The sequence below is a fragment of the Shewanella sp. ALD9 genome (genome assembly GCF_002836315.1).
Classification (GTDB): domain Bacteria; phylum Pseudomonadota; class Gammaproteobacteria; order Enterobacterales; family Shewanellaceae; genus Shewanella.
Window position 1 is genome coordinate 278,395 of record NZ_PJCD01000003.1, and the last position, 23,191, is coordinate 301,585.

Here is a 23,191-nt window from a genome sequence, read left to right on the forward strand (position 1 = left end):
AAACGCACCCTAAAGTGCGTTTTTAACAGGTTATATTGTTAATAACTAGCCTTTAGCTGCATTTGTTAAAAACGCCACAATCTCATCGAATGGAATATCTTGTTTCTCACCCGTACGACGGTTTTTATATTCAAATACACCCGCATCAATATTGCGATCGCCAATCACCACAACATGCGGTAAGCCAATGAGTTCCATGTCGGCAAACATAACCCCAGGACGCTCTTTACGATCATCCATCAATACTTCAACACCAGCATCAGCCAGGTCTTGGTAAAGTTTTTCGGCAATGTCAGCTACACGATGTGACTTATGCATATTCATTGGCAAAATACCTACAGTAAACGGTGCAATCGCTTCAGGCCAGGTAATGCCACGGTCATCGTTGTTTTGCTCAATAGCAGCAGCCACAATACGACTCACGCCTACGCCGTAACAACCCATCAATAACACTTGGGCTTTACCGTTTTCGTCTAACACGGTGGCATTCATTGATTTAGAATAACTTGTTCCCAACTGGAAGATATGGCCGACTTCAATACCTCGAGCCATTGCATACGTACCTAAGCCATCAGGCGTTGGTTCACCTTCGACCACATTACGGATATCCGCTGCAGTCGCTAGAGGCAAATCGCGCTCCCAGTTAATACCAAAATAATGCTTAGCTTCAGTGTTGGCACCCGCGGCAAAATCGCTCATCACAGTCACACTATGATCAACAATAATTGGCATCGTTAAGCCAACAGGTCCTATAGAACCAGGACCTGCACCCACTGCTGCACGAATTTCTGCTTCTGAAGCAAATTCAAATGGAGATGCGACTAATTCAAGTTTGTCGGCTTTAATTTCGTTAAGTTCGTGATCGCCACGGATAACTAAGGCAACTAATGGCGCTTCGTCAGTAGCACCTTTTACTATTAAGGTTTTAACCGTTTTAGTGATGACTAAATTAAATTGCTCAACTAACTCAGCAATCGTTTTGGCGTTAGGCGTATCCACTAACGTCATTACTTCAGTCGGCGTGGCAAGAGTGTCGGTTGGCATTGGTGATTCGGCTTTTTCAATGTTAGCGGCATAATCGCTACCCGTTGAATAAGCGATTAAGTCTTCACCACTGTTAGCCAGCACATGGAATTCATGCGACATGCTACCACCGATAGAACCAGTATCAGCCAGTACTGGACGGAATGATAAGCCCATACGAGTCAGAATATTGCTGTATGCGGTATGCATAGCGTGGTAAGTGTTATCCATGGTTTCTTGATCTAAATGGAAAGAATAGGCATCTTTCATCAAAAATTCACGCGCGCGCATCACACCAAAGCGGGGACGAACTTCATCACGGAACTTAGTTTGTACTTGGTAAAGTGTTAACGGCAGTTGCTTGTAAGAACTTAATTCTTTACGGACTAAATCAGTGATCACTTCTTCATGGGTTGGCCCCAATACGAAGTCACGATTATTACGGTCTTGGAAACGTAATAACTCAGGACCAAACTTGTCCCAACGGCCCGTTTCAACCCATAAATCAGCAGGCTGAACTAACGGCATTAATATTTCGATAGCGCCTGTTTTATTCATTTCTTCACGAACAATGGCTTCAACTTTACGTAAAACACGTAAACCTGATGGAAGCCAAGTGTAGAGACCTGAAGCATTACGACGGATCATACCGGCACGTAACATTAACTGATGACTAATCACCTCTGCATTAGCAGGGGTTTCTTTTTGTGTTGAAAGCAGGTACTTGCTAACTCGCATTCCCGATGTCCAAAATAGTTGCTATGAATTAGCATCATTTTAGCACCTGCAACAATGATGTCACCTGCTAATTCGACTCAAAAGTAGCCTTTGTTATACTTTAACCGCAAGTGACCGTTATTAAACTTCACATCGGGATAATAAATGCATATTAAATAGCTTTCTATCCCTCTATCCAGTGTTGTATTGACTTGTTATAAGAACACAATAGTCGCGTCAATGTGCTTAGATAGCAACAACAATGGCAAGTTTAATATCGATGAGTTGCCACTAATTTGTCTTTATTGAATAACCCTATCTATTCAACGTATCTGAGGTTATTTATCGCGTCGGTCGCCAATAACTCGGGCAGGATTTCCAGCAACAATGGCAAAATCGGGTACATCTTTTGTAACAATGCAGCCCATGCCAATCACCGCACAATCCCCAATGGTGACACCGTCAACAATGCCTGCCTGAGCGCCAATCCATACATCTTGGCCTATCACTACACCTTTTGATGTCGCGGGTTGTTTATAAATGGGTGCGCTGGGTGACATACCATGGTTAAAAGCATAAACCGTGACGTTGTTAGCAATACGTGTTTGGCTGCCAATTTTGATACCGTTACGGCCCCCATCTAAGCTGCAGCCATGGTTAATGGCCACTTCATTGCCTAGGGTAATTGGGCCATGCATAAACACATCAGCGGCAATCATACATTGATCGCCAATGATAATGTCCCTACCAGGTTCGGCAAAAAGCTGAGCTTGTGGGGCAATAAAACATTGTTCACCTACATGAATGGTTTCAAGCTGACATAGCCGTTGTTGAATGTCATCTTGCCAAGGTTTTGCCCATGTTAAATGTTTTGGTTTAAGTGAAAAATACAGCCATGGCATCCATGATAAGCGTTTTTTATGTTGAGCTTGGTAATCTATGTCTGCCATTGATTTAATCCTTCAGCAGTTCAACTTTTGTCGGTTTGAGTTCTAACACTTCAATACCTTGAGCTGTGATATGCCAAAAGATATCTAAGTCGTATAAAGCCACTTGATAAAGTTTGGGATCATTTTTGGCTTTTTTGTATGCAGGACGAGGATCTTGTGACAATACCCCTTCAATAAGCGCGGCTAAATCTTGGTACTGCTCTTGTTGGCTGTAGTGATCTATTTGCTCTGTCGCTAACGATGTATAAGTCAGTGGGATGAGGATTGGGGCTTCTTGGGCTATGCCGCCTTTGGCGTCTAAAATAGCATCAGAAAAAGGAATATAAGGTTTAATATCGACAATTGGCGTGCCGTCTAATAAATCCATTCCAGATATTACTAAGCACACTTTTCCTTTACGTTGGATAACTCCATGGAGTTTTACCACTGATTGGCCAATACCATTTGGACGAAATGTGGAGCGTGTAGCAAAAACGCCCAGTTTTTCATTGCCGCCTAAACGAGGAGGGCGAACGGTGGTTTTCCAACCTTGAGCCAGATTTTCATGGAAACAGAATAATAACCATAAGTGTGAATATTGCTCTATTCCTCTTACTGCATCAATATGATTAAACGCGGGTTCAAACTCTATATAACCTACCGCATTGACTAAACCTGGCTGACGAGGAATACCAAACTTTTGTTTGTAAGGTGTTCTGCATATTGCAACAGCATTTAATTGGCTGCTAAACGGAACGCTAGATTTATGATTCATTAGATCTGTTTGACTGTGTCGATCGTTGCTTTGTGTCATGCGATACCTGAATTAAGCAAACAAAGGGAGTTATAAATCAAATATAAAAAATGTTGATGAGTGTTATATGAGCACTCATCATTTATGGGCAGCCAATATAATATATTGAGTTGTTATTTTTCTGTAGGAGTTTTAATGGCTTGACCGACACAAAGTGCACGGCTAAAACAACTATTATCCGCTTCAGTAATCATAAAACAGCTTTTAACTACAAAACCATTTGCGCCCATATCTGCAGCAGATCTTCTGGCATTGCTTCGTGCTACGGCCATTTGCGGTGGTGCATCTTGTTTGCTTTCTTGGCAGGCTTCGCCTTCCACTAAACCTAAAGTTTCAAATGTTCCTTTAGGTTGATCGTTTCCTTCATATAACTGTACATCACCGACTTTAAAATAATCATTGATCGCTTTACTGTCTAAATTACTTTTGAACGTATAATCACTCGCACAAGCGCTCAATAATAGTGCTATACCTGAGGCAATAAATGCATATTTAAGAGGAAAAGTCATAGCCGTAGCCTTCTATTAATGGGGAATGGATCAATGACGGTTAGTTTACCTTTTCTCATGGCGATGATAAAGCGCTCAAATGCTATAAAAAAAAGAGCTTACCGAAGTAAGCTCTTTTTTATTTTAAATGCTAACCGTGTGGTTAACCCTTAATCAGAATAATTATTCCATACCAGGAATTAAGAATTCGCTCATATTTTTGCCGCTATCAACTTGTTGTTTGAATACGGTAGGCATACGACCTTGGCCAGTCCATTGAATTAATTCACCATCAACAGTGATTTGATATTTTGGTGGGCGCGGTGCACGTTTAGGTTTAGCTGTTTTAACAGAAGAGGTCACATCACCTAAATCTTCAATTGATAAACCACTGTTTTCAATTTGAGCAAGAATTTCAGCAATACGAGCGTTACGCTCTGCATTAGCTTCAAGTTCTAATTTTTCTTCTTCTTGACGTTCGGTAATGATTTTTTCTAATTTGGCCGCTGTTTCACGTAAATCATCAAGAGACAATTCTTTTACTGCAGCTTTAAAACGACGGCCGTGGGTTAATATGTCTAAAAAGTCACTCATGTTGTATAGTTTCCTAATGATTTATTTATAAAATAAAAGTTATAAGAGATAAAAAGTATCAACGTTCCGTGTAAGTTTCAGTACTTCATATTGTTTATTTGGGTCGTTATTATTAATATAAGTCAGATTAATTCTCTGATTATTACTAATACAGCTTAATCAATACTGAATATAGCTGTAATAATAGAAACTATTTGGCATTGAATCAAATAAAATCATCTAATTATGCAATTAATTTTAATTAAGCATTCCCATTAAGTAATTAATGATCCACTACTTGTTTAGTTTGATTGCCACCACAATAACAAAAAATATGTAAACAGTCGTTTGACTTTGATTGACGTTAACGTTAACAGGACGTAAAGTTAACCCATCTTGCATTGGCGAACGCCAGTGTGTTGTCCATATACATTGAAGGTGTAGGAAGGAAAACCTATGAAAGTATTGGTGCCTGTTAAACGCGTAGTTGATGCCAATGTGAAAGTCAGGGTAAAAGCTGATAACACAAATGTTGATACGACCAACCTTAAAATGGCGTTAAACCCATTTTGCGAAATAGCGGTAGAAGAAGCTGTTCGCCTCAAAGAAGCTGGCATTGCCACTGAAGTTGTAGTGGTAAGTGTTGGCCCTAAAGCGGTGCAAGAACAATTAAGAACCGCAATGGCACTGGGTGCCGACCGAGCGATTCATATTGAGACCGATGAAGAGTTAGTGCCTCTTTCGATTGCTAAGCTGTTAAAGGCAGTGCAAGAAAAAGAGCAAGCACAACTCGTTATTTTTGGTAAGCAGTCAATTGACGGCGACAATAACCAAACGGGTCAAATGCTCGCAGCATTAACTGATATGCCACAAGCGACATTTGCATCAGAAGTCAAAATTGATGGTGACATGATTACGGTTACTCGTGAAATCGATGGCGGACTACAAACGCTGAAAATGCCTTTGCCTGCGATTGTGACGGTAGACTTACGTTTGAACGAACCTCGTTATGCTTCATTACCTAATATTATGAAAGCTAAACGCAAACCATTAGAGATTATGGCTGTGGCTGATCTTGGTGTGAGCTTAAGAGCACATCAAACAGTACTTAGCGTCACACCTCCTGTTGAGCGTAAAGCGGGCATCATGGTGTCTTCTGTTGAAGAGTTAGTTGATAAGTTAAAAAATGAAGCGAAGGTGATCTAATATGACCATTTTAGTATTAGCAGAACACGATAATGTCAGCCTGAAAACTGACACGGCGAAAGTAGTTAGCGCTGCAACAGCCATTGGTGGTGATATTCATGTACTGGTTGCTGGTGCTGATTGTTCTGCCGCAGTAAGTGCAGCACAAAGTTTAGCGGGCGTGAGTAAAGTGTTAGTGGCTGATGCTGCTCAATATGGCGCTCAACTAGCTGAAAATGTATCAAAATTGGTTGTTGATATTGCCGGAGACTATGAACATATTCTGGCTGCAGCAACCAGTATAGGTAAAGATACATTGCCTCGCGTAGCAGCATTATTAGACGTTGCCCAGATTTCTGAAGTGATTGAAGTTGTAAGCAGTGACACTTTTGTACGCCCTATTTATGCGGGTAATGCGCTTGCAACAGTGCAAAGCTTAGATGCTAAGAAAGTCATGACTGTGCGCTCAAGTGCGTTTGATGTTGTAGCATCAACAGGCAGTGCTGAAGTCATCAACTTAAGCCAAGCAATTGATTCAAAAACTGAGTTTGTTTCTCAGTCACTCACTGAATCAGCCCGTCCTGAACTCGGTAATGCTGGCATTATTGTGTCTGGCGGCCGTGGTATGGGCAGCGGTGAAAACTTTGCCATTTTAGAACAACTAGCCGATAAGTTAGGCGCAGCAGTAGGTGCATCACGTGCAGCTGTAGACGCGGGCTTTGTACCTAACGACTTGCAAGTTGGCCAAACGGGTAAGATTGTCGCCCCTAACTTGTACATTGCAGTGGGTATTTCTGGCGCGATTCAACATCTTGCTGGCATGAAAGACTCAAAAGTAATTGTGGCCATTAACAAAGACCCTGAAGCCCCTATTTTTCAAGTGGCGGATTATGGTTTGGTTGCCGACTTATTTGAAGCGGTACCGGCATTGAACAACCTCGTTTAATCAGATGTTAAGTCGCTAAACGGAGGAGTTGATTAAGCTCGTGTTGTTCAGCCGACTTTGACGCGCTATTAAACGTTCTGTTGTACGATTAAAAGGTTTCTACTCATAAGGTAGAAACCTTTTTTATTGGGCTACTCTTGGATTTCTCTTGGATTTAGTACTGGTTTAGGTGTTGATTTTTAAAAATTCAGTTCAAATATCCAGGGTTTGATGCGGTTGCTGTTTTTGTGCCCATTACACTAGTGTGCATTTGATTTAAAAACGTTAAACTAATGCTATGCAATTGTGGTTTAAATTGATGTTGTTGTTATTTTTCGTGCTGTTTAGTGCTTTTTACTGGCGCAGAATATGTAATTTATGATTGTATGTTCGCGTTGTGTGTAATGAGCTTTAACTACAAACAACAAAAGTAGAGGTGCGTTGCATAAAAGTCATGTTGAATTGGGTGATGCCAATAATTCGACATAAAAGGGTGCAATGCCGAAATAAATGGGGTTATCAGCCGCATTTGTTGGGGCAGTTCTCGAAAGGGACTGCACTGTCATAGTGTTTTTATCGACTTGATAAAAAGAATGATATTCATATTAAATGGATATTACTGTGGAGTGCTACTAGTTAAGTTAACGCATACACTTCCTGTGTATGTTTAGCCTTATTTCTAGTTTTTCTCCATTCGTATCCAACGAAGAAATAATTAAATTATGATAATAAGTTATGCCGATTCGGCACTTTCTGTTTTGCCACCACTTGTGGCTATTACTCTGGCTATTTTAACTCGTAAAGTATTGCTATCTTTAGGGGTTGGCATTGTTTTCGGCGCCTTATTACTAACCGATTTCTCATTGGTTGGCAGTGGCGAATATATTTTAAATACAGCCAGCCAGTTAGTTTGGAAAGACGCCGGACTGAACCGTTGGAATGTGTACATTTTAGGCTTTTTGATTGTGTTGGGTATGATCACAGCATTGATCACTGTCAGTGGCTCTGCTCGTGCTTTTGCTGATTGGGCTAAATTGCGTATTCGCAATAAACGTGATGCCAAGTTAATGACCATGTTTTTAGGCTGCGTAGTGTTTATTGATGATTACTTTAATAGTTTAGTCGTCGGCTCGATTTCACGTCCAATCACAGATCGCTACCATATTTCGCGTGCCAAATTAGCTTATATTCTTGATTCCACCGCTGCGCCGGTGTGTGTTATTTCTCCCGTATCTAGCTGGGGTGCATACATTATCGCCTTAATTGGCGGTATTTTAACGGCTCATGGATTTACCGATTCTGGTCATTTGAGCGTCTTTATTCAAATGATCCCAATGAACTTTTATGCCATTTTTTCGTTATTATTATTACTGTGTGTTGCAACGTTTAGCTTAGATGTTGGCCCAATGCGCCAGCATGAATTAAACGCACTGCGGGGTAACTTGTTTGATGAGTCAAAAGGCCAACCCCCTGGCGCTGTTACAGATTTACCTGAAGCCGATACCGGTAAAGTGATGGGCTTATTTTTACCTATCGCGGTATTGGTGTTTGCGACAGTGTATTTTATGGTGTCAAGTGGCGCCGATGTGTTAGCAGCAAAAGACTTACCGTTTAACGTACTCGGGGCATTTGAGAATACCGATGTTAGCTCGTCACTATTTTTTGGCTCTGTAGTTGGTCTTATTGCGACGCTCATTCTTGCGATTCAGCAAAAAGTTGACTTGTCTATGTTACTCAAAGGCATGTCGGTTGGCGCGCGCTCGATGTTGCCAGCCATTTACATATTACTTTTTGCATGGACAATTTCGAGTGTGATTGGACAGCTTGAAACCGGTAAGTACATGGCAAGTTTAGCCACTGACAATATTCCGTTTGCGATGTTACCTGCAGTGTTATTCCTATTAGCGGGTATTACCGCATTTGCGACAGGAACAAGTTGGGGCACGTTTGGGATTATGTTGCCTATTGCAGCAGATATGGCTATGGGAAGTGATAGTACTATGATGTTGCCAATGTTGGCCGCAGTATTGTCTGGTGCGGTATTTGGCGATCATTGTTCGCCCATTTCTGACACCACTATATTGTCGTCAACCGGTGCCAGTTGTCATCATATTGATCACGTGGTTACTCAACTGCCGTATGCCTTAATTGCCGCTTTCATCAGTTTAGTCGGTTACACCGTATTAGGTTTTACTGGCTCATTAATCGCAGGGTTAGTTTGCTGTAGCGTGTTGTTTGTCATCAGCATTGTGATATTACACTTTTGGGCTAAGAAGTAATTTCTTGAACTAAGCCCTACTGTATGTAGGTAAATGTCCAATTTAAGCTGTAATAAAAATGCCGTATTCGTTATGAATACGGCATTTTTATTTGTTATTACGATGTTGGAAAAGGTAATATGAACGACATTCACTAGCTAAACATTAGGACGCTTCATTTTGGCGCAACTGTACTTTTATTATTCGGCGATGAATGCCGGTAAATCAACATCATTACTGCAGTCATCTTATAATTATCGTGAGCGCGGTATGCACACTTTAGTGATGACGGCATCGATAGACAATCGTTATGGTGTCGGCAAAGTGTCATCACGTATCGGCATCGAAACCGAAGCGCAGGTGTTCGGTAGCACTGATAATTTAATTGAGTTAATTTCGACGTCGAATGATGAGCAAAAAATTCATTGCGTATTGATTGATGAAAGTCAGTTTTTAAGTAAAGAACAAGTTAGACAGATTACTCATGTTGTTGATAATCTTGATATTCCAGTATTGTGCTATGGTCTTCGCAATGATTTTCAAGGCGAACTATTTCCAGGCAGCCAATATTTATTAGCCTGGGCTGACAAATTGGTTGAGCTTAAAACTATCTGCCATTGTGGCCGTAAAGCTAACATGGTCGTGCGTCTTGATCATGACGGTAAACCGATGCGTGAAGGCGAGCAGGTTGCCATTGGCGGTAATGAAAGTTACGAGTCGGTTTGTCGAAAGCATTTTCGTGAGTTTTTGTGGGATTAAGTCAAACCCAACTTAACTGAATAAAAAAGCCGCTTCAAGTTAATTGATGCGGCTTTTTTGTGTGTCACTATTTATTAAAAATCGGCTTCTGCGAAATCGACAATATCTGCACTACTCGATTCAATTTGTTTGCGTAAGCTGCGGGTTTGGCTGCCCCAATAGCTCATAAAGAATTGTGCGGTTTTAAGTTTAGCTTGGTAAAAACCCGTCTCTTCAGTACCCGCTTCTAATGCGGCTAATGACGTTGCTGCAACGCGAGTCCACATCCATGCTAGTGCGGTAATTCCAAACAACTGCATATAGGCCATTGACGCTGCACCAATAAGATCAGGATTCTTACTGGCTGACTGCACAATAAAACCGGTGGCTTTTTCAAGATCGCCAGCGGCATCCATTAAGCCTGCAAGATAAGGTTTCATTGCGTCATTAGCCGCGTTTTGCTGAATTAATTCCTTCACCATACCTGACCACAAAGTTAATGCTGCACCTTTGTCAGCAAGTAATTTACGGCCGACTAAATCGAGTGCTTGTACCCCATTTGTGCCTTCGTAAATCATTGCAATACGGATATCACGCACAAACTGCTCCATACCCCATTCGTTAATATAACCATGGCCGCCATAGACTTGCTGGGCATCGACACAAGCTTTAAAGCCTTGGTCGGTGACAAAGCCTTTAACAATCGGTGTAAATAACGCAGCAAGTGCATTAGCTTGTTTGGCTTTTTCTGGATCGGTATGACGTTCTACTTGGTCAAGCCACAGTGCTTGTTGACCCATTAGCGCACGTGTACCTTCGTTGAACGACTTTTGTGATAACAACATACGACGCACGTCGCCATGGACTAATAATGAGTCTGCAGCTTGCTCTGGCTGCTTAACACCACTTAATGCACGGCCTTGAATACGCTCTTTGGCATAAACGAGAGCATTTTGATAAGCAATATCTGATACGCCTAAACCTTGAATACCAACACCTAAACGTGCTTGGTTCATCATGGTAAACATGGCTTTTAGACCTTGATGTGCTGCACCAACAAGCTCACCTATTGCGCCGTCAAAATGCATCACACATGTTGAGTTACCATGAATGCCCATTTTATGCTCAAGACCTGTTGCGCTAAGCTTGTTAGCTTCGCCTAAGCTACCATCGGCATTCACTAAAAACTTAGGTACAGCAAATAATGAAATACCTTTAACACCGTCCGGTGCATCTGGTAAACGCGCTAATACTAAATGAATGATGTTGTCGGCTAAGTCGTGATCGCCAGACGAAATGAAAATTTTCTCACCGCTAATAGCAAACAGTTCATCACCAGCAGGAACCGCTTTAGTGCGCAGTAAGGCTAAATCTGTACCCGCATGAGACTCTGTTAAGTTCATGGTGCCGGTCCATTCACCACTGACCAGTTTGGCTAAATATTTTTGCTTTAGAGCATCGCTGCCGTGAACGTGAATCGCTGAATAAGCGCCATGGGTTAAGCCTGGATACATGGCAAACGCCATATTAGTGGCTGTTTTCATTTCGGTTGCAAATGTACCGATAACTTCGGGTAAACCTTGGCCACCAAATTCAGGATCGCAAGTTAATGTTGCCCAACCATCTTGTACGTATTGTTTATAAGCTTGCTTGAACCCTGTAGGGGTAATGACCTTACCATCAACCAGTTTACAACCTTCTAAGTCTCCACTGGCATTGAGTGGCAACATGATGTCAGTGCTGAAATCGGCAACACCTTGTAAAATCGCATCAGTTAGCTCAGCATCTAACTCATCAAAACCACGTAAATCAGTTTGTTGATAGACATTAAGCAGTTCAGATAGAATGAATTGATAATCGCGAAGAGGAGCTTGGTAAATTGGCATAAGATCATTCCTTGGTTATGTTGTATTTTAGTTGGGTCTCGGCAACAAAATGTAGTTAGTTACTGGTCCAATCAGATAGTTGATTTATCTAACCATACCCAATTTCGAGTAAAAACTCAGTATTATTTTTACGTAAACGTAAACTTAATTTTATACGTTTAATGTACCGATTTATTTACTCTGAAATATGCGTATTGTTAGCCTCTTTATTAATACCGTAATCACCTATAGAAAGTTCAGTACTGATGAACCATTTTTTTTGCTCTGCAAACGAATACAGAATCGTTTTTGTCCGGTCTATGAGTTATCTACAAAAATTATCTATCCAAAATTATCTATCAAAATTATCTATCAAAAGAATACGCCATCAAAAAGGGGCTAGTGATGAAATTAGTTTGGTTTGGAATAAGTATATTGGCATTGTTCTTTTTGTCTTTCATGCCGTTACACATAGCTGATGCGGCGTCGAAGATGGAAGAATCCGTTGCTCCTAACTTTGAGTTAACTCATGCTGATGGTCAGCCATTTAATCTACATGACTACGCGGGAAAACCAGTCATTTTGCATTTTTGGGCTACATGGTGTCCATATTGTAAAAAACTTCAACCCGGCTTAGAAAAGCTGCGACTTAAATATCAACATACAGACTTACAAATGATTGGTATTAGTTTTAAAGAAGATGTCGGCGCAACTCCCGGACAAAGCTTGCTAGATCGAGGTGTAAAGATGAAAACGTTGGTTTTAGGGGATGAGGTTGCTAAGTTGTATGGCGTAAGAGGCACACCGACAACAGTATTTATTGACCGCACTGGTCATATTGCGTGGGTGACAAATACATCTAATCCTGACGATCCTAATTTAGAGAAAGCGCTGCAGTTTTTAGTAGACTGATCATTATGTTACTCAGTACTGATATTTCAGTCGAAATGACTTAAGCGGTTAATGCTGCTTACTTAACGTATATTTCAAAATAAGCGGCCCTATTAGGGTCGTTAGGGCGATAATCATAACTAATATTGCAAACTCTTTAGCTGGTATCACCCCAAGTTGACGGCCCATTTCCGCGAAAACTAGCCCAACCTCTCCACGAGGTACCATAGCGGCACCAATGATACATTTTTCTTGCCAGTTCTGACCTGCTATTAAACCTGCCACGAACTTACTTAATACAGCAATAAACGCTAACCATCCTAGAATGACTAAACCTGTAAAACTTGAATCTAACTGGCTGAGATCGAGGCTAACTCCGACATAAACAAAAAATATCGGGCTGAATATTTGCACCAGCGGGCGAGAGGACAGTTCTAGTTTATAAGTGTAAGGAAAGGGATTTTTCAAAAATTTATTTAATGGCGAAGTAAACTGCCGCGATATACCCATGCCAACTGCAAACCCACCTAATATTGCTGGTGTGCCAAACCAGTGTGCCAGCCATGCAAACATGCTAATCAGTGACATTACCACAAACACTTCATAACCCGGGATATTCGTTTTGGGACGTAACCAGCGGGTAAAATAAATGATAGCTCTAACAAGTGGGGGGCTGAAAACGATAAAACTGGTTATCGTGATAAACAGCATCAGTGTTGAGCTTAATGCCAATTCACCTGAGGAAGCAAAATGAAACAACAAACTAAGCAGTATCACTCCGACAATATCATCAATTACCGCGGCTCCAAGAATAATATGTCCAGCTGAACTTTGGGTCTGTTTGTATAGTGTTAACACGCGCATTGATATACCAATGCTGGTGGCGGTGAGGGCGCAACCAAAAAATAAGGCTGTAAAAGGTGCTAGGGACAACCAATAAAGACTGGCAAGTCCTGTTGTTAATATGGGTAAAGCAATCCCTAATAATGCGACCCGAACGGCTTGACCTCCTGCATTGACGAGCCGTTTTATTGAGGTTTCGCACCCAATATCGAAAAGTAATAGGATAACCCCAAGTTCTGCGATAATAGCTAATGTGCTATTAGGTTCTACCCAGTTGAGAATTGATGGCCCCAGTAATATCCCTGCAATAACTTCACCCACCACGCTTGGACACCCAAGTTGGTCGCTCAGTTCACCGAGTATTCTACCTACCACTAGAATAAAGAATAATGACATTACAAAACTATCTATTGTCATTTTGTCTGCCTTAGTTTGCGCTACATCCCTTGATTCGATTTGATCTCAGAAAGTTGATTATGATCAACTTACTGATTAATTATTAAACACAAACGTACTCTATTGACTAAACTAATGATAGCAAATAAGACATGATTTACTGTGTTTTAACGGAAAAAATATTTAGTTGGAACTTTCAATTATTTACTATTTGAGCTAGGTGAGTTGGTTATTTGGACGACTGTTTTTAACGGTGACATTTGCCTATAAAGCTCAGCTGATGGGATTTTTAGTTTAAGCCACCAGCAATGAAGATTGTTATATAGCACATCTAATCAGGACATCACTATTTCAGTAGCTGTACATCAAAAAATTGGCAGACTTAAGGAGAAGGAAATGGATAAGGTGTTTATTATCGCGCAAATGGAACAAGCACACACCGATGCGATAGCGAGCGGTTTGCTGTTAGCTAAGCAATTGAACAAAAATGCGGAAGTTTTTGCTTATTCTTATGCTTATTTTAGTGGTCCTGAAAGTTATAACCCTCGTTTAGTCAGCGTTGCTCAAAAGCAGTTAATGGATCAACGAGAAGCTGAATTAAAGCAGCATCTCGTGGATCTTAAAGGTGAAGATATTCCGGTACACATGGTGTGGAGCAAATATTTATTTGAACATGCCTGTCATCATTCTATTCGTCATGGATTTGACCTTATGGTGAAGGCTGTACATCATGCAGACCATTATTTATCCACTGACTGGCAGTTGATACGCCATACTCGTATTCCGTTATTATTATTAACCAGTAATCCACTCACTAAAGGCAACGCAACGTTGATGGCTGTCGATCTTGCTACTCATGATCCTATTAAACAACAGCTCAATAGCGTTGTAGTGGCATATGGTAAGCAACTTGCAGAAGCTACAGGGACCAAATTACATTTAGCGTTTGTGCTTAGGGTACCCAAAATATTACGAGATATGGATTTGATTGATACCCATGCTCTTGTTAAAAAGGCATATAAAGATCATCAAAAACAGATTGCTCAATTTAATATGGATCCCGAATGTATCCACATTATTGCTGGTGAGCCTGAGCTGTGCTTGTTTGAGCTAGCCTGCAGATTGAAGAGTGAATATTTTGTGATTGGTGCTCGGCAACGAGAAGGATTATTAGGACGGATTATAGGTAATACTGCTGAGTTGGTTTTAGAGCGAATGCGCAGTAACGTATTGATTATTCCAGCAGATGATCAATTGCTTGCGCCTTTAACCTGGTAGTTTTTCTGCAAATTAACGGTCACATCAACGAACCGTTAGGTATTTTTAGTTAGTTGTCATTTTAAAAAATACAAAAAAGCCCGCATTACTGAGTATATCCAGAGTGGCGGGCTTTGTTATATTAACCATTTAAGATTAATTAAAAAGTCATTTCTGGCACATGGTCTGGTACCACTAACTTACCAGCTGTTTTTGTGACGATTTCTTCAACAGACACGCCAGGGGCTCGTTCAAGTAAATGGAATGCACCCTCTTTAATTTCCATAAAGGCCAAATCTGTCATTACACGTTTAATGCAACCATAGCCCGTTAATGGCAGTTCGCATTTTGACAATAACTTTGAATTGCCGTATTTGTCTGCATGCATCATGGTGACAATAATATTATCAGCGCCAGCGACTAAATCCATTGCGCCGCCCATGCCTTTAATCAGCTTGCCTGGGATCATCCATGAGGCGATAGAGCCGTTAACATCAACTTCGAAAGCGCCTAATACGGTTAGGTCTACGTGGCCGCCACGTATCATCGCAAAGCTCTCTGCCGATGAAAAGAATGACGCCCCAGCAACTGCGGTAACTGTTTGTTTGCCGGCGTTGATGAGATCAGCGTCTATGGTTTCTTCGGTTGGAAACTCGCCCATGCCGAGTAGACCGTTTTCAGATTGCAGCATCACTTGCATGCCTTGTGGAATATAGTTAGCCACAAGAGTAGGGATACCAATACCTAAATTAACGTAAAAACCGTCTTGTAATTCTTTTGCTACGCGCTGGGCGAGTTGTTCTCTGGTCAGTGCCATGGTGTTGTCTCCCTTATTTCGCAGCTTTGACGGTACGTTGTTCGATACGTTTCTCAAAGCTGGCTTTGATAACGCGATCAACATAAATACCTGGTGTATGAATGTGGTCTGGATCTAACTCACCAGGTTCAACAATTTCTTCAGCCTCAACCACAGTAATTTTACCTGCGGTGGCCATCATTGGATTGAAGTTAGCGGCGGTTTTTCGAAATACCAAATTGCCCATAGTGTCGGCTTTCCAGGCTCGAATTAAGGCAAAGTCTGCCGTCAATGATTCTTCTAATACGTAGTGACGACCTTTAATTTCACGGGTTTCTTTACCGTCAGCAATCGGTGTGCCGTAACCTGTTGCGGTGAAAAATGCCGGAATACCCGCACCACCAGCACGAATTTTTTCAGCCAATGTGCCTTGTGGCGTGAGTATCACATTAAGCTCACAAGACAACATTTGTTGTTCAAAGGTGGCATTTTCGCCAACATAAGAGGCTATCATGGTTGAAATTTGATGTTGTTTAAGTAACAAGCCTAAACCAAAATCATCAACACCAGCGTTGTTTGAAATAGCGGTTAAGCCTTTCACACCCAATTTAACCATGTGGTTTATTAAGCCTTCAGGAATACCACACAAACCAAACCCGCCGACCATAATGGTCATGTCGTCACTCAGTCCTGCTAGTGCTTCTTCATAGCTGTGGACGACTTTATTGAATCCTGCCATCTTGTTGTCCTTATTTGTTATATTTATATCAACAGTTAGTGCCATGCTGCGCTAACCATAGTCAGGTTGTTAGTATATGTGATTATGTTCTGATTGCATTTGCCACTTTAGACCCATTACTTCGGCCTAATGCGCGGCTAATGTTGTCGCCAGCGAATGCCAGCTTAGCTAAGTCAATACCGGTATCAATTCCCATGCCATGGAGCATGTAGACCAGATCTTCAGTGGCGAGATTGCCCGAAGCGCCTTTCGCATATGGACAACCACCAAGACCGGCGACTGATGCATCAAACACGCTGACACCAGTGTCGAGACAGGCCATAATATTGGCTAATGCTTGACCGTATGTGTCATGAAAATGCAAGGCTAACTTATCAACCGGAACCACTTTGGCGACAGCTTCAACCATTTTTCGCGCTTTATTGGGAGTGCCAACACCGATGGTGTCGCCTAATGAGATTTCGTAACAGCCCATTTTATAAAGGATCTCAGATACTCTCGCGACTTCACTCACTGCAATGTCGCCCTCGTACGGACAACCCAGCACACAAGACACGTAGCCGCGCACTGGGATATTGTGTTTTTTGGCGGCTTCCATCAACGGAATAAAGCGCTCGATTGACTCATCAATAGAGCAATTAATGTTTTTTTGACTAAAACTTTCTGATGCGGCGCCAAAAATAGCCACTTCATCAGCGCCAGCCGCTAACGCTAGTTCAAAGCCTTTTAGGTTAGGGGTTAATGCACTGTAAACCACACCAGCTTGTCGTTTGAGTTGCTGCAATACAGCATCGGAGTCGGCCATTTGTGGCACCCACTTAGGTGACACAAAGCTGCCTGCTTCAATGCGCTTAACACCTGCATCGGCAAGTTGTTCGATTAACGTGAGTTTGTCTGCAGTGGTCACCGGCACTTCGTTTTGTAACCCGTCACGCGCGCCGACTTCAAAAATGCTCACTTTAGTCGGTAACATTTACGCTTCCTCGATGTTAGCTTCAGAGGCTAATGGTTCAACGTTTAATAGTTGTGCACCGTCACTGACAAGCTCACCGCTTTGGAAATAAAACTCACTCACCACGCCATCAAACGGCGCTTCGATGGTGTATTCCATTTTCATGGCTTCCATCACTAATAAGCCTTGGCCCGCTTTGACTTGTTCGCCCACTTCCACTAAATGAGTCACAACAGTGCCATTCATTGGTGCTTTAAGCTTATCTGCATGGTTCACGACTTCCTCAATGACTTGAGCCAATATGGCTTTAAAGTGATAACTGCCAGATGGTAAAAATAGCGTAAAGTCATCGCCTTGATGGCTAACAGGAATTTTGCTCTTATGGCCATTAATTTCGGCTAAGAGTAAGTCAGCTTTCAGCTCACCCGCTAACGTCAACACTTGGTCGTGTAAACACAATTGATATTGCTCGCCAACGGCGGTAAGCAACAAGTCATGCTGTTGCACTTCGGCGGATACGTCAGTTAATAACGACACACGATGCACGCTTGAACTGTTGAGTCTAAAGCCGCTCACTAGGCCCCAAGGTGAATACGGGTCAGCACTGTTAATGGCCAGATCTTTTGCCGCTTGCTTACGTGACAACACCTGAAAAAGTCCTGCTAGTGCTAACGCAGTATCTGCTTCAATAGCGGCATCTCCAATTAAGGTGTCGCCATAGCGCTCAATAAAGTCAGTACAGAAATCGGCAGCAGCAAAGGCTGGATGTTCAGCAATATTGGCTAAAAACTCGATATTATGTTTAAGGCCGCTGATTTGGTATGACTCAAGTGCATGCACTAAACGTTGTAGTGCGCGAGGGCGCGACTCATCCCATACAATCAGTTTGGCGATCATCGGGTCATAAAAGTTACTGATGACATCGTTTTCACGGATACCAGAATCTATTCGCACGTGACGATTTTGTTCTGGTTCACGTAAAAAATTGAGCTTACCGCTGGCAGGTAAAAATTCGTTTTGCGGATCTTCAGCGTAAATTCGCACTTCAAATGAGTGACCATGAATACGCACTTCATCTTGGCGCAGCGGTAATTCACCACCACTGGCGACAACTAGCTGCCATTTTACTAAGTCTTGGCCTGTGACCATTTCGGTAACCGGATGCTCTACTTGCAAACGGGTATTCATTTCCATGAAGTAGAAGCTGTTATCAGTATCCAGTAAAAATTCAACGGTACCCGCACCAACATAATCAATGGCTTTGGCGGCTGCAACGGCTGCGTTCCCCATCTGAGCTCGTAGTTCGTCTGACAAACCTGGAGCAGGTGCTTCTTCAACCACTTTTTGATGGCGACGTTGAATAGAGCAGTCACGATCCGATAAATAAATCGCATTGCCATGAGTGTCGGCAAATACTTGTACTTCAACATGACGTGGTTGACGTAAGTAGCGTTCCATTAACAGTTTGTCATTGCCAAATGACGAGCTGGCTTCACGGCGTGCTGATTTAACCGCTTCAAGGATTTCGCCTTCGTGTTCTACAATACGCATCCCTTTACCGCCACCACCATAGGCCGCTTTAATCAGTAACGGGAAGCCAACAGCTTTGGCTTCTGCTATTAACGTGGCATCCGTTTGATCGTCGCCATGATAACCCGGCACTAAGGGCACATTGGCTTTTGACATGATTTTTTTGGCGGCACTTTTGCTGCCCATCGAATCGATAGCATCACTGCCAGGGCCGATAAAGGCGATACCATTTTGCTCACATTTACGAGCAAACTCAGCATTTTCAGACAAAAAACCATAACCAGGGTGAATGGCTTCCGCGCCCGATTTTTTAGCTATCTCGATAATTAAATCAGCTTTTAAATATGAGTCCGCTGGGGCGCTGCCACCTAGATAAAACGATTCATCTGCCATAGCTACATGGCGGGCATCTTTGTCAGCATCAGAATATAGGGCTATGGTGCGAACACCCATGGTTTGAGCCGTTTTAATAATACGGCAAGCAATTTCACCACGGTTAGCAATCAGTAATTTGGTAAACATTATTGGGCTCCTTGTGGATCAGATTTAGCGGTTTGCCATGTTGGCGTACGTTTTTCAAAGAAAGCATTAAGGCCTTCTTGACCTTCATCTGATACACGAATCCGAGCAATTTGCTCGCTGGTAAAATTGAGCGTAGCGTCGTCAATCACGCCGTTTTCTAAATGCGATACGAGATTTTTTGCCCATGCCATGCCCTGAGGACTGTTGGCATTAAATGCGGTGATAAAAGGGACCGCCGCTGCATCTAAGTCGTCGTTAACTTCATGAATGACTTGATGGGTTAAGGCAACATCAGCACTAAAGCGTTCAGCGGTAAGCATAAAGCGACGCGATTGGCGATTACCCATAGCACGAACCACATACGGACTTATCACAGCAGGGATAAGCCCCAGCTTGACTTCGCTTAAGCAAAAGCTTGAACGGGTGTTGGCAATGGCAATATCGCAACAACAAATTAGTCCTAAAGCGCCACCAAAGGCCGCGCCTTGTACTAAGGCAATAGTGGGTTTTGGAAACTTGTCTAACACGTGCATCAGCTTGGCAAGCTCATGGGCATCAGTCAGATTTTGTTCAAAGTCCATTTTTGCTTGTTTGCGCATCCAATTGAGGTCGGCGCCAGCACTGAAGTTTTTACCATTAGCACGCAAAATCAACATATTGCATTGATTGTTACTGGCAAAGCTTTCGATAGCCTGGATCATCTCGCTAATCATCACTTCCTCAAAGGCATTATGCACTTCAACGCGGTTTAAAATGAGCTCTGCCACCCCTTTGTCTAGACGGCATTCAATGAACTTATATTGGTTTGATAACATTATTTATTACTCCTTATTAGCTGAATTAACCGCACAATTACATGCGGAACACCCCAAAGCGGGTATCTTCAATAGGAGCATTTAATGCTGCCGATAAGGCTAAGCCGACCACATCACGCGTTTGTGCCGGATCAATAATGCCATCATCCCAAAGTCGGGCACTGGCATGATACGGATGACCTTCTTTTTCGTATTGTTCAACAATTGGTTTACGGAAGGCTTGCTCGTCTTCTGCCGACCATTCAACGCCTTTACGCGCTAAACCATCGCGGCGCACTGTGGCTAATACACCAGCAGCTTGTTCGCCACCCATTACCGAAATACGGGCGTTTGGCCACATCCACATCATGGTCGGTTCAAATGCGCGACCACACATGCCGTAGTTACCCGCGCCATAACTGCCACCGATAATCACGGTAAATTTAGGCACGTTAGCGCAAGACACTGCGGTCACCATTTTGGCACCATGTTTAGCAATGCCTTCGTGTTCGTACTTTTTACCCACCATAAAGCCGGTAATATTTTGCAGGAATAACAGCGGAATTTTACGTTGGCAACACAGTTCAATGAAGTGAGCGCCTTTTTGCGCCGATTCAGAAAATAAAATGCCATTATTGGCTACAATACCGACAGGATAACCATGAATACGGGCAAAACCACACACTAGGGTTGCACCATAGTTAGCTTTAAATTCGTCAAAGTCAGAGTCATCAACCACACGGGCAATGACTTCTTTTACATCAAACGGCTTTTTAAGATCAGTACCAACAATGCCGTACAATTCATGGATATCGAATTGTGGTGGTTTGACTGGACTTAATAAGCTTTTGATTTCTTTTTGATGATTAAGTCGCAGTACTGCACGGCGAGCGAGTTCAAGCGCGTGGTCGTCATTTTGCGCTAAATGATCGGCAACACCCGATATTTTAGTATGAACTTCTGCGCCGCCAAGCTCTTCTGCGCTGACTTCTTCACCGGTAGCCGCTTTCACTAATGGAGGCCCGGCTAAAAAGATGGTGCCTTGATCTTTAACAATAATAGACTCATCGGCCATTGCAGGAACATAAGCACCGCCTGCGGTACACAAGCCCATGACGACAGCAATTTGCGGAATACCTTTGGCTGACATTTGTGCTTGGTTATAAAAAATTCTGCCGAAATGATCGCGATCTGGAAATACTTCATCTTGGCGAGGTAAATTCGCGCCACCAGAATCGACTAAGTAGATGCACGGTAAGTGACAACGGCTGGCGATGTCTTGCGCGCGTAAATGCTTTTTAACGGTAATCGGGTAGTAAGTGCCGCCTTTGACCGTGGCATCGTTGGCGATAATCATGCACTCAATACCACTGACACGACCGATACCAGCAATAACGCCTGCCGCTGGGACTTCTTCGTCATAGACTTCGTAAGCGGCAAATTGCGATATTTCTAAGAAAGGTGAACCTGGATCGAGCAGCTTTTCAACGCGCTGGCGCGGCAATAACTTACCACGAGATAAATGGCGTTCTAAGGCAACAGGGCCGCCGCCTTGTTCGATTTTTTTTAGTTTTTGTTGAAGATCATCGACCAATAACGCCATGCTGTCTGACTTGGCTTTAAATTCGTCACTGCGAGGATTGATACGGCTGCTCAGTTGCGTCATTTCTATATCCTTAATGAAGCAAAAAATAAGGGGGGGCTTGATTAAGGCGACATAGCACGCTTGATATGTCGCCTTCGTACTGCAAAAACTGGTTATTTTGACTCGTTAAACAATTCGCGACCAATTAACATGCGGCGAATTTCAGAGGTGCCTGCACCAATTTCGTAAAGCTTAGCATCACGTAATAAACGACCTGTTGCGTACTCGTTGACATAGCCATTGCCGCCCAGTAATTGAATGGCATCTAAGGCCATTTTAGTGGCAAGCTCAGCGCTGTATAAAATCGCACCAGCGGCGTCTTTACGGGTAGTTTCACCGCGGTCACATGATTTAGCCACACTGTAAACATAAGCGCGTGCAGCATTCATACCCGTGTACATATCGGCTAATTTACCTTGTACCAATTGGAATTGACCAATCGATTTGCCAAATTGTTCACGCTCATGAATGTATGGCACTACGATGTCCATGCAAGCAGACATAATGCCTAATGGGCCACCAGACAACACTACTCGTTCGTAATCAAGGCCGCTCATAAGCACTTTTACGCCATTATTGAGGCCGCCTAAGATGTTTTCTTCTGGCACTTCACAGTCTTCAAATACCAATTCACAGGTGTTTGAACCGCGCATACCTAACTTGTCGAGTTTTTGGGCTTGGCTAAACCCTTTAGATCCTCGTTCAACGATAAATGCGGTAATACCATGTGCGCCTTTTTCTAGGTCAGTCTTGGCGTAAATAACATAGGTGTGGGCATCTGGACCGTTAGTGATCCACATTTTATTGCCGTTAAGGATGTAGCGGTCACCTTCTTTGCGAGCATGCAGTTTCATTGACACTACATCTGAACCGGCATTGGGTTCGCTCATGGCAAGTGCACCAATGTGCTCGCCACTGACGAGTTTAGGTAAGTATTTGGCTTTTTGAGCGTCATTACCATTACGATTAATTTGGTTCACACATAAGTTTGAGTGGGCGCCATAACTTAACCCTATAGATGCTGAAGCACGGGAAATTTCTTCCATTGCCACCACGTGCGCAAGGTAGCCCATGTTAGCGCCGCCATATTGCTCATCAACGGTTACGCCTAATAGCCCCATATCACCAAGTACTGGCCATAATTGATTAGGGAACTCATTGTCGATATCGACTTGGGCGGCCATAGGTGCAATTTCGTTGGCGGCAAAACCGCGAACGGCGTCGCGTAACATGTCAACATCTTCACCTAAACCGAAGTTTAAGCTGGTATATAAATCGCTCATTTGCATGTGTCCTGTTGAATTTTTATTA

General features: G+C 42.7%; 20 protein-coding genes and 1 riboswitch. Of the genes, 6 read left to right on the top strand and 14 right to left on the bottom strand.

What is annotated here, in order from left to right; all coding sequences use genetic code 11:
• Positions 1 to 45 precede the first annotated feature (45 nt).
• The 5 genes from CXF88_RS08845 to CXF88_RS08865 all read right to left on the bottom strand — a co-directional run bounded on the left by CXF88_RS08845 (position 46) and on the right by CXF88_RS08865 (position 4,565).
• Positions 46 to 1,761, bottom strand: coding sequence for a proline--tRNA ligase (locus tag CXF88_RS08845; RefSeq protein WP_101086531.1), 1,716 nt, complete (start codon positions 1,759 to 1,761; stop codon positions 46 to 48).
• A 317-nt stretch (positions 1,762 to 2,078) separates the two neighbouring features.
• Complete coding sequence (locus tag CXF88_RS08850) at positions 2,079 to 2,690, bottom strand: acyltransferase (RefSeq protein ID WP_101086532.1); 612 nt, start codon at positions 2,688 to 2,690, stop codon at positions 2,079 to 2,081.
• Positions 2,691 to 2,694: 4 nt separating this feature from the next.
• Positions 2,695 to 3,444: a tRNA (N6-threonylcarbamoyladenosine(37)-N6)-methyltransferase TrmO gene (tsaA, locus tag CXF88_RS08855; RefSeq protein WP_101087197.1), complete on the bottom strand. Its 750-nt coding sequence runs from the start codon at positions 3,442 to 3,444 to the stop codon at positions 2,695 to 2,697.
• A gap of 152 nt (positions 3,445 to 3,596) precedes the next feature.
• Positions 3,597 to 3,992, bottom strand: a complete 396-nt coding sequence (gene rcsF / locus CXF88_RS08860; RefSeq protein ID WP_101086533.1) for an Rcs stress response system protein RcsF — start codon at positions 3,990 to 3,992, stop codon at positions 3,597 to 3,599.
• A 162-nt stretch (positions 3,993 to 4,154) separates the two neighbouring features.
• Positions 4,155 to 4,565, bottom strand: coding sequence for an H-NS family nucleoid-associated regulatory protein (locus CXF88_RS08865; protein WP_101086534.1), 411 nt, complete (start codon positions 4,563 to 4,565; stop codon positions 4,155 to 4,157).
• Positions 4,566 to 5,000: 435 nt separating this feature from the next.
• Here CXF88_RS08865 and CXF88_RS08870 point away from each other — a divergent pair, with 435 nt between their 5' ends.
• The 4 genes from CXF88_RS08870 to CXF88_RS08885 all read left to right on the top strand — a co-directional run bounded on the left by CXF88_RS08870 (position 5,001) and on the right by CXF88_RS08885 (position 9,671).
• The gene (locus tag CXF88_RS08870) at positions 5,001 to 5,750 is read left to right on the top strand and encodes an electron transfer flavoprotein subunit beta/FixA family protein (RefSeq protein WP_059744357.1); all 750 of its coding nucleotides are present in this window, start codon (positions 5,001 to 5,003) and stop codon (positions 5,748 to 5,750) included.
• A 1-nt stretch (position 5,751) separates the two neighbouring features.
• A complete protein-coding gene (locus CXF88_RS08875; RefSeq protein WP_101086535.1) occupies positions 5,752 to 6,675 on the top strand; it encodes an FAD-binding protein in 924 nt (307 codons plus the stop codon).
• 402 nt (positions 6,676 to 7,077) lie between these two features.
• Positions 7,078 to 7,294: riboswitch (Lysine riboswitch) on the top strand.
• Between the two features lie 79 nt (positions 7,295 to 7,373).
• Positions 7,374 to 8,933, top strand: coding sequence for a Na+/H+ antiporter NhaC family protein (locus tag CXF88_RS08880; RefSeq protein WP_101086536.1), 1,560 nt, complete (start codon positions 7,374 to 7,376; stop codon positions 8,931 to 8,933).
• Between the two features lie 159 nt (positions 8,934 to 9,092).
• Positions 9,093 to 9,671 carry a thymidine kinase gene (locus tag CXF88_RS08885; protein WP_101086537.1) on the top strand — a complete coding sequence of 193 codons (579 nt, stop codon included), beginning with the start codon at positions 9,093 to 9,095 and terminating at the stop codon, positions 9,669 to 9,671.
• Between the two features lie 74 nt (positions 9,672 to 9,745).
• Here the strand turns inward: CXF88_RS08885 and CXF88_RS08890 are convergent, their stop codons facing one another.
• Positions 9,746 to 11,536, bottom strand: coding sequence for an acyl-CoA dehydrogenase C-terminal domain-containing protein (locus CXF88_RS08890; protein WP_101086538.1), 1,791 nt, complete (start codon positions 11,534 to 11,536; stop codon positions 9,746 to 9,748).
• A 384-nt stretch (positions 11,537 to 11,920) separates the two neighbouring features.
• Between CXF88_RS08890 and CXF88_RS08895 the strand changes: the two genes are divergently transcribed.
• Entirely contained in the window at positions 11,921 to 12,427 is a 507-nt protein-coding gene (locus CXF88_RS08895; protein WP_242445126.1) for a TlpA disulfide reductase family protein, read from the top strand.
• Positions 12,428 to 12,475: 48 nt separating this feature from the next.
• Here CXF88_RS08895 and CXF88_RS08900 read toward each other — a convergent pair whose 3' ends face one another.
• The gene (locus CXF88_RS08900; RefSeq protein WP_101086539.1) at positions 12,476 to 13,666 is read right to left on the bottom strand and encodes a cation:proton antiporter; all 1,191 of its coding nucleotides are present in this window, start codon (positions 13,664 to 13,666) and stop codon (positions 12,476 to 12,478) included.
• Positions 13,667 to 14,041: 375 nt separating this feature from the next.
• Between CXF88_RS08900 and CXF88_RS08905 the strand changes: the two genes are divergently transcribed.
• Positions 14,042 to 14,923 (top strand): universal stress protein, encoded by an 882-nt coding sequence (locus CXF88_RS08905; protein ID WP_101086540.1) that lies wholly within the window; start codon positions 14,042 to 14,044, stop codon positions 14,921 to 14,923.
• A 139-nt stretch (positions 14,924 to 15,062) separates the two neighbouring features.
• On the opposite strand, the gene CXF88_RS08910 is transcribed toward CXF88_RS08905, so the two are convergent.
• The 7 genes from CXF88_RS08910 to CXF88_RS08940 form a co-directional block, all read right to left on the bottom strand.
• Entirely contained in the window at positions 15,063 to 15,719 is a 657-nt protein-coding gene (locus CXF88_RS08910) for a 3-oxoacid CoA-transferase subunit B (RefSeq protein WP_101086541.1), read from the bottom strand.
• Positions 15,720 to 15,732: 13 nt separating this feature from the next.
• Positions 15,733 to 16,437 carry a CoA transferase subunit A gene (locus CXF88_RS08915; RefSeq protein ID WP_101086542.1) on the bottom strand — a complete coding sequence of 235 codons (705 nt, stop codon included), beginning with the start codon at positions 16,435 to 16,437 and terminating at the stop codon, positions 15,733 to 15,735.
• An 82-nt stretch (positions 16,438 to 16,519) separates the two neighbouring features.
• Positions 16,520 to 17,410: a hydroxymethylglutaryl-CoA lyase gene (locus CXF88_RS08920; RefSeq protein WP_101086543.1), complete on the bottom strand. Its 891-nt coding sequence runs from the start codon at positions 17,408 to 17,410 to the stop codon at positions 16,520 to 16,522.
• Positions 17,411 to 19,441, bottom strand: a complete 2,031-nt coding sequence (locus CXF88_RS08925) for an acetyl/propionyl/methylcrotonyl-CoA carboxylase subunit alpha (RefSeq protein ID WP_101086544.1) — start codon at positions 19,439 to 19,441, stop codon at positions 17,411 to 17,413. It lies immediately after the preceding gene.
• Positions 19,441 to 20,256 (bottom strand): enoyl-CoA hydratase-related protein, encoded by an 816-nt coding sequence (locus tag CXF88_RS08930; RefSeq protein WP_101086545.1) that lies wholly within the window; start codon positions 20,254 to 20,256, stop codon positions 19,441 to 19,443. Before CXF88_RS08930 ends, CXF88_RS08925 begins: the two co-directional genes overlap by 1 nt.
• A 37-nt stretch (positions 20,257 to 20,293) precedes the next feature.
• Positions 20,294 to 21,901, bottom strand: coding sequence for a carboxyl transferase domain-containing protein (locus CXF88_RS08935; RefSeq protein WP_059744381.1), 1,608 nt, complete (start codon positions 21,899 to 21,901; stop codon positions 20,294 to 20,296).
• A 92-nt stretch (positions 21,902 to 21,993) separates the two neighbouring features.
• Positions 21,994 to 23,163: an isovaleryl-CoA dehydrogenase gene (locus tag CXF88_RS08940; RefSeq protein ID WP_101086546.1), complete on the bottom strand. Its 1,170-nt coding sequence runs from the start codon at positions 23,161 to 23,163 to the stop codon at positions 21,994 to 21,996.
• Positions 23,164 to 23,191 lie beyond the last annotated feature (28 nt).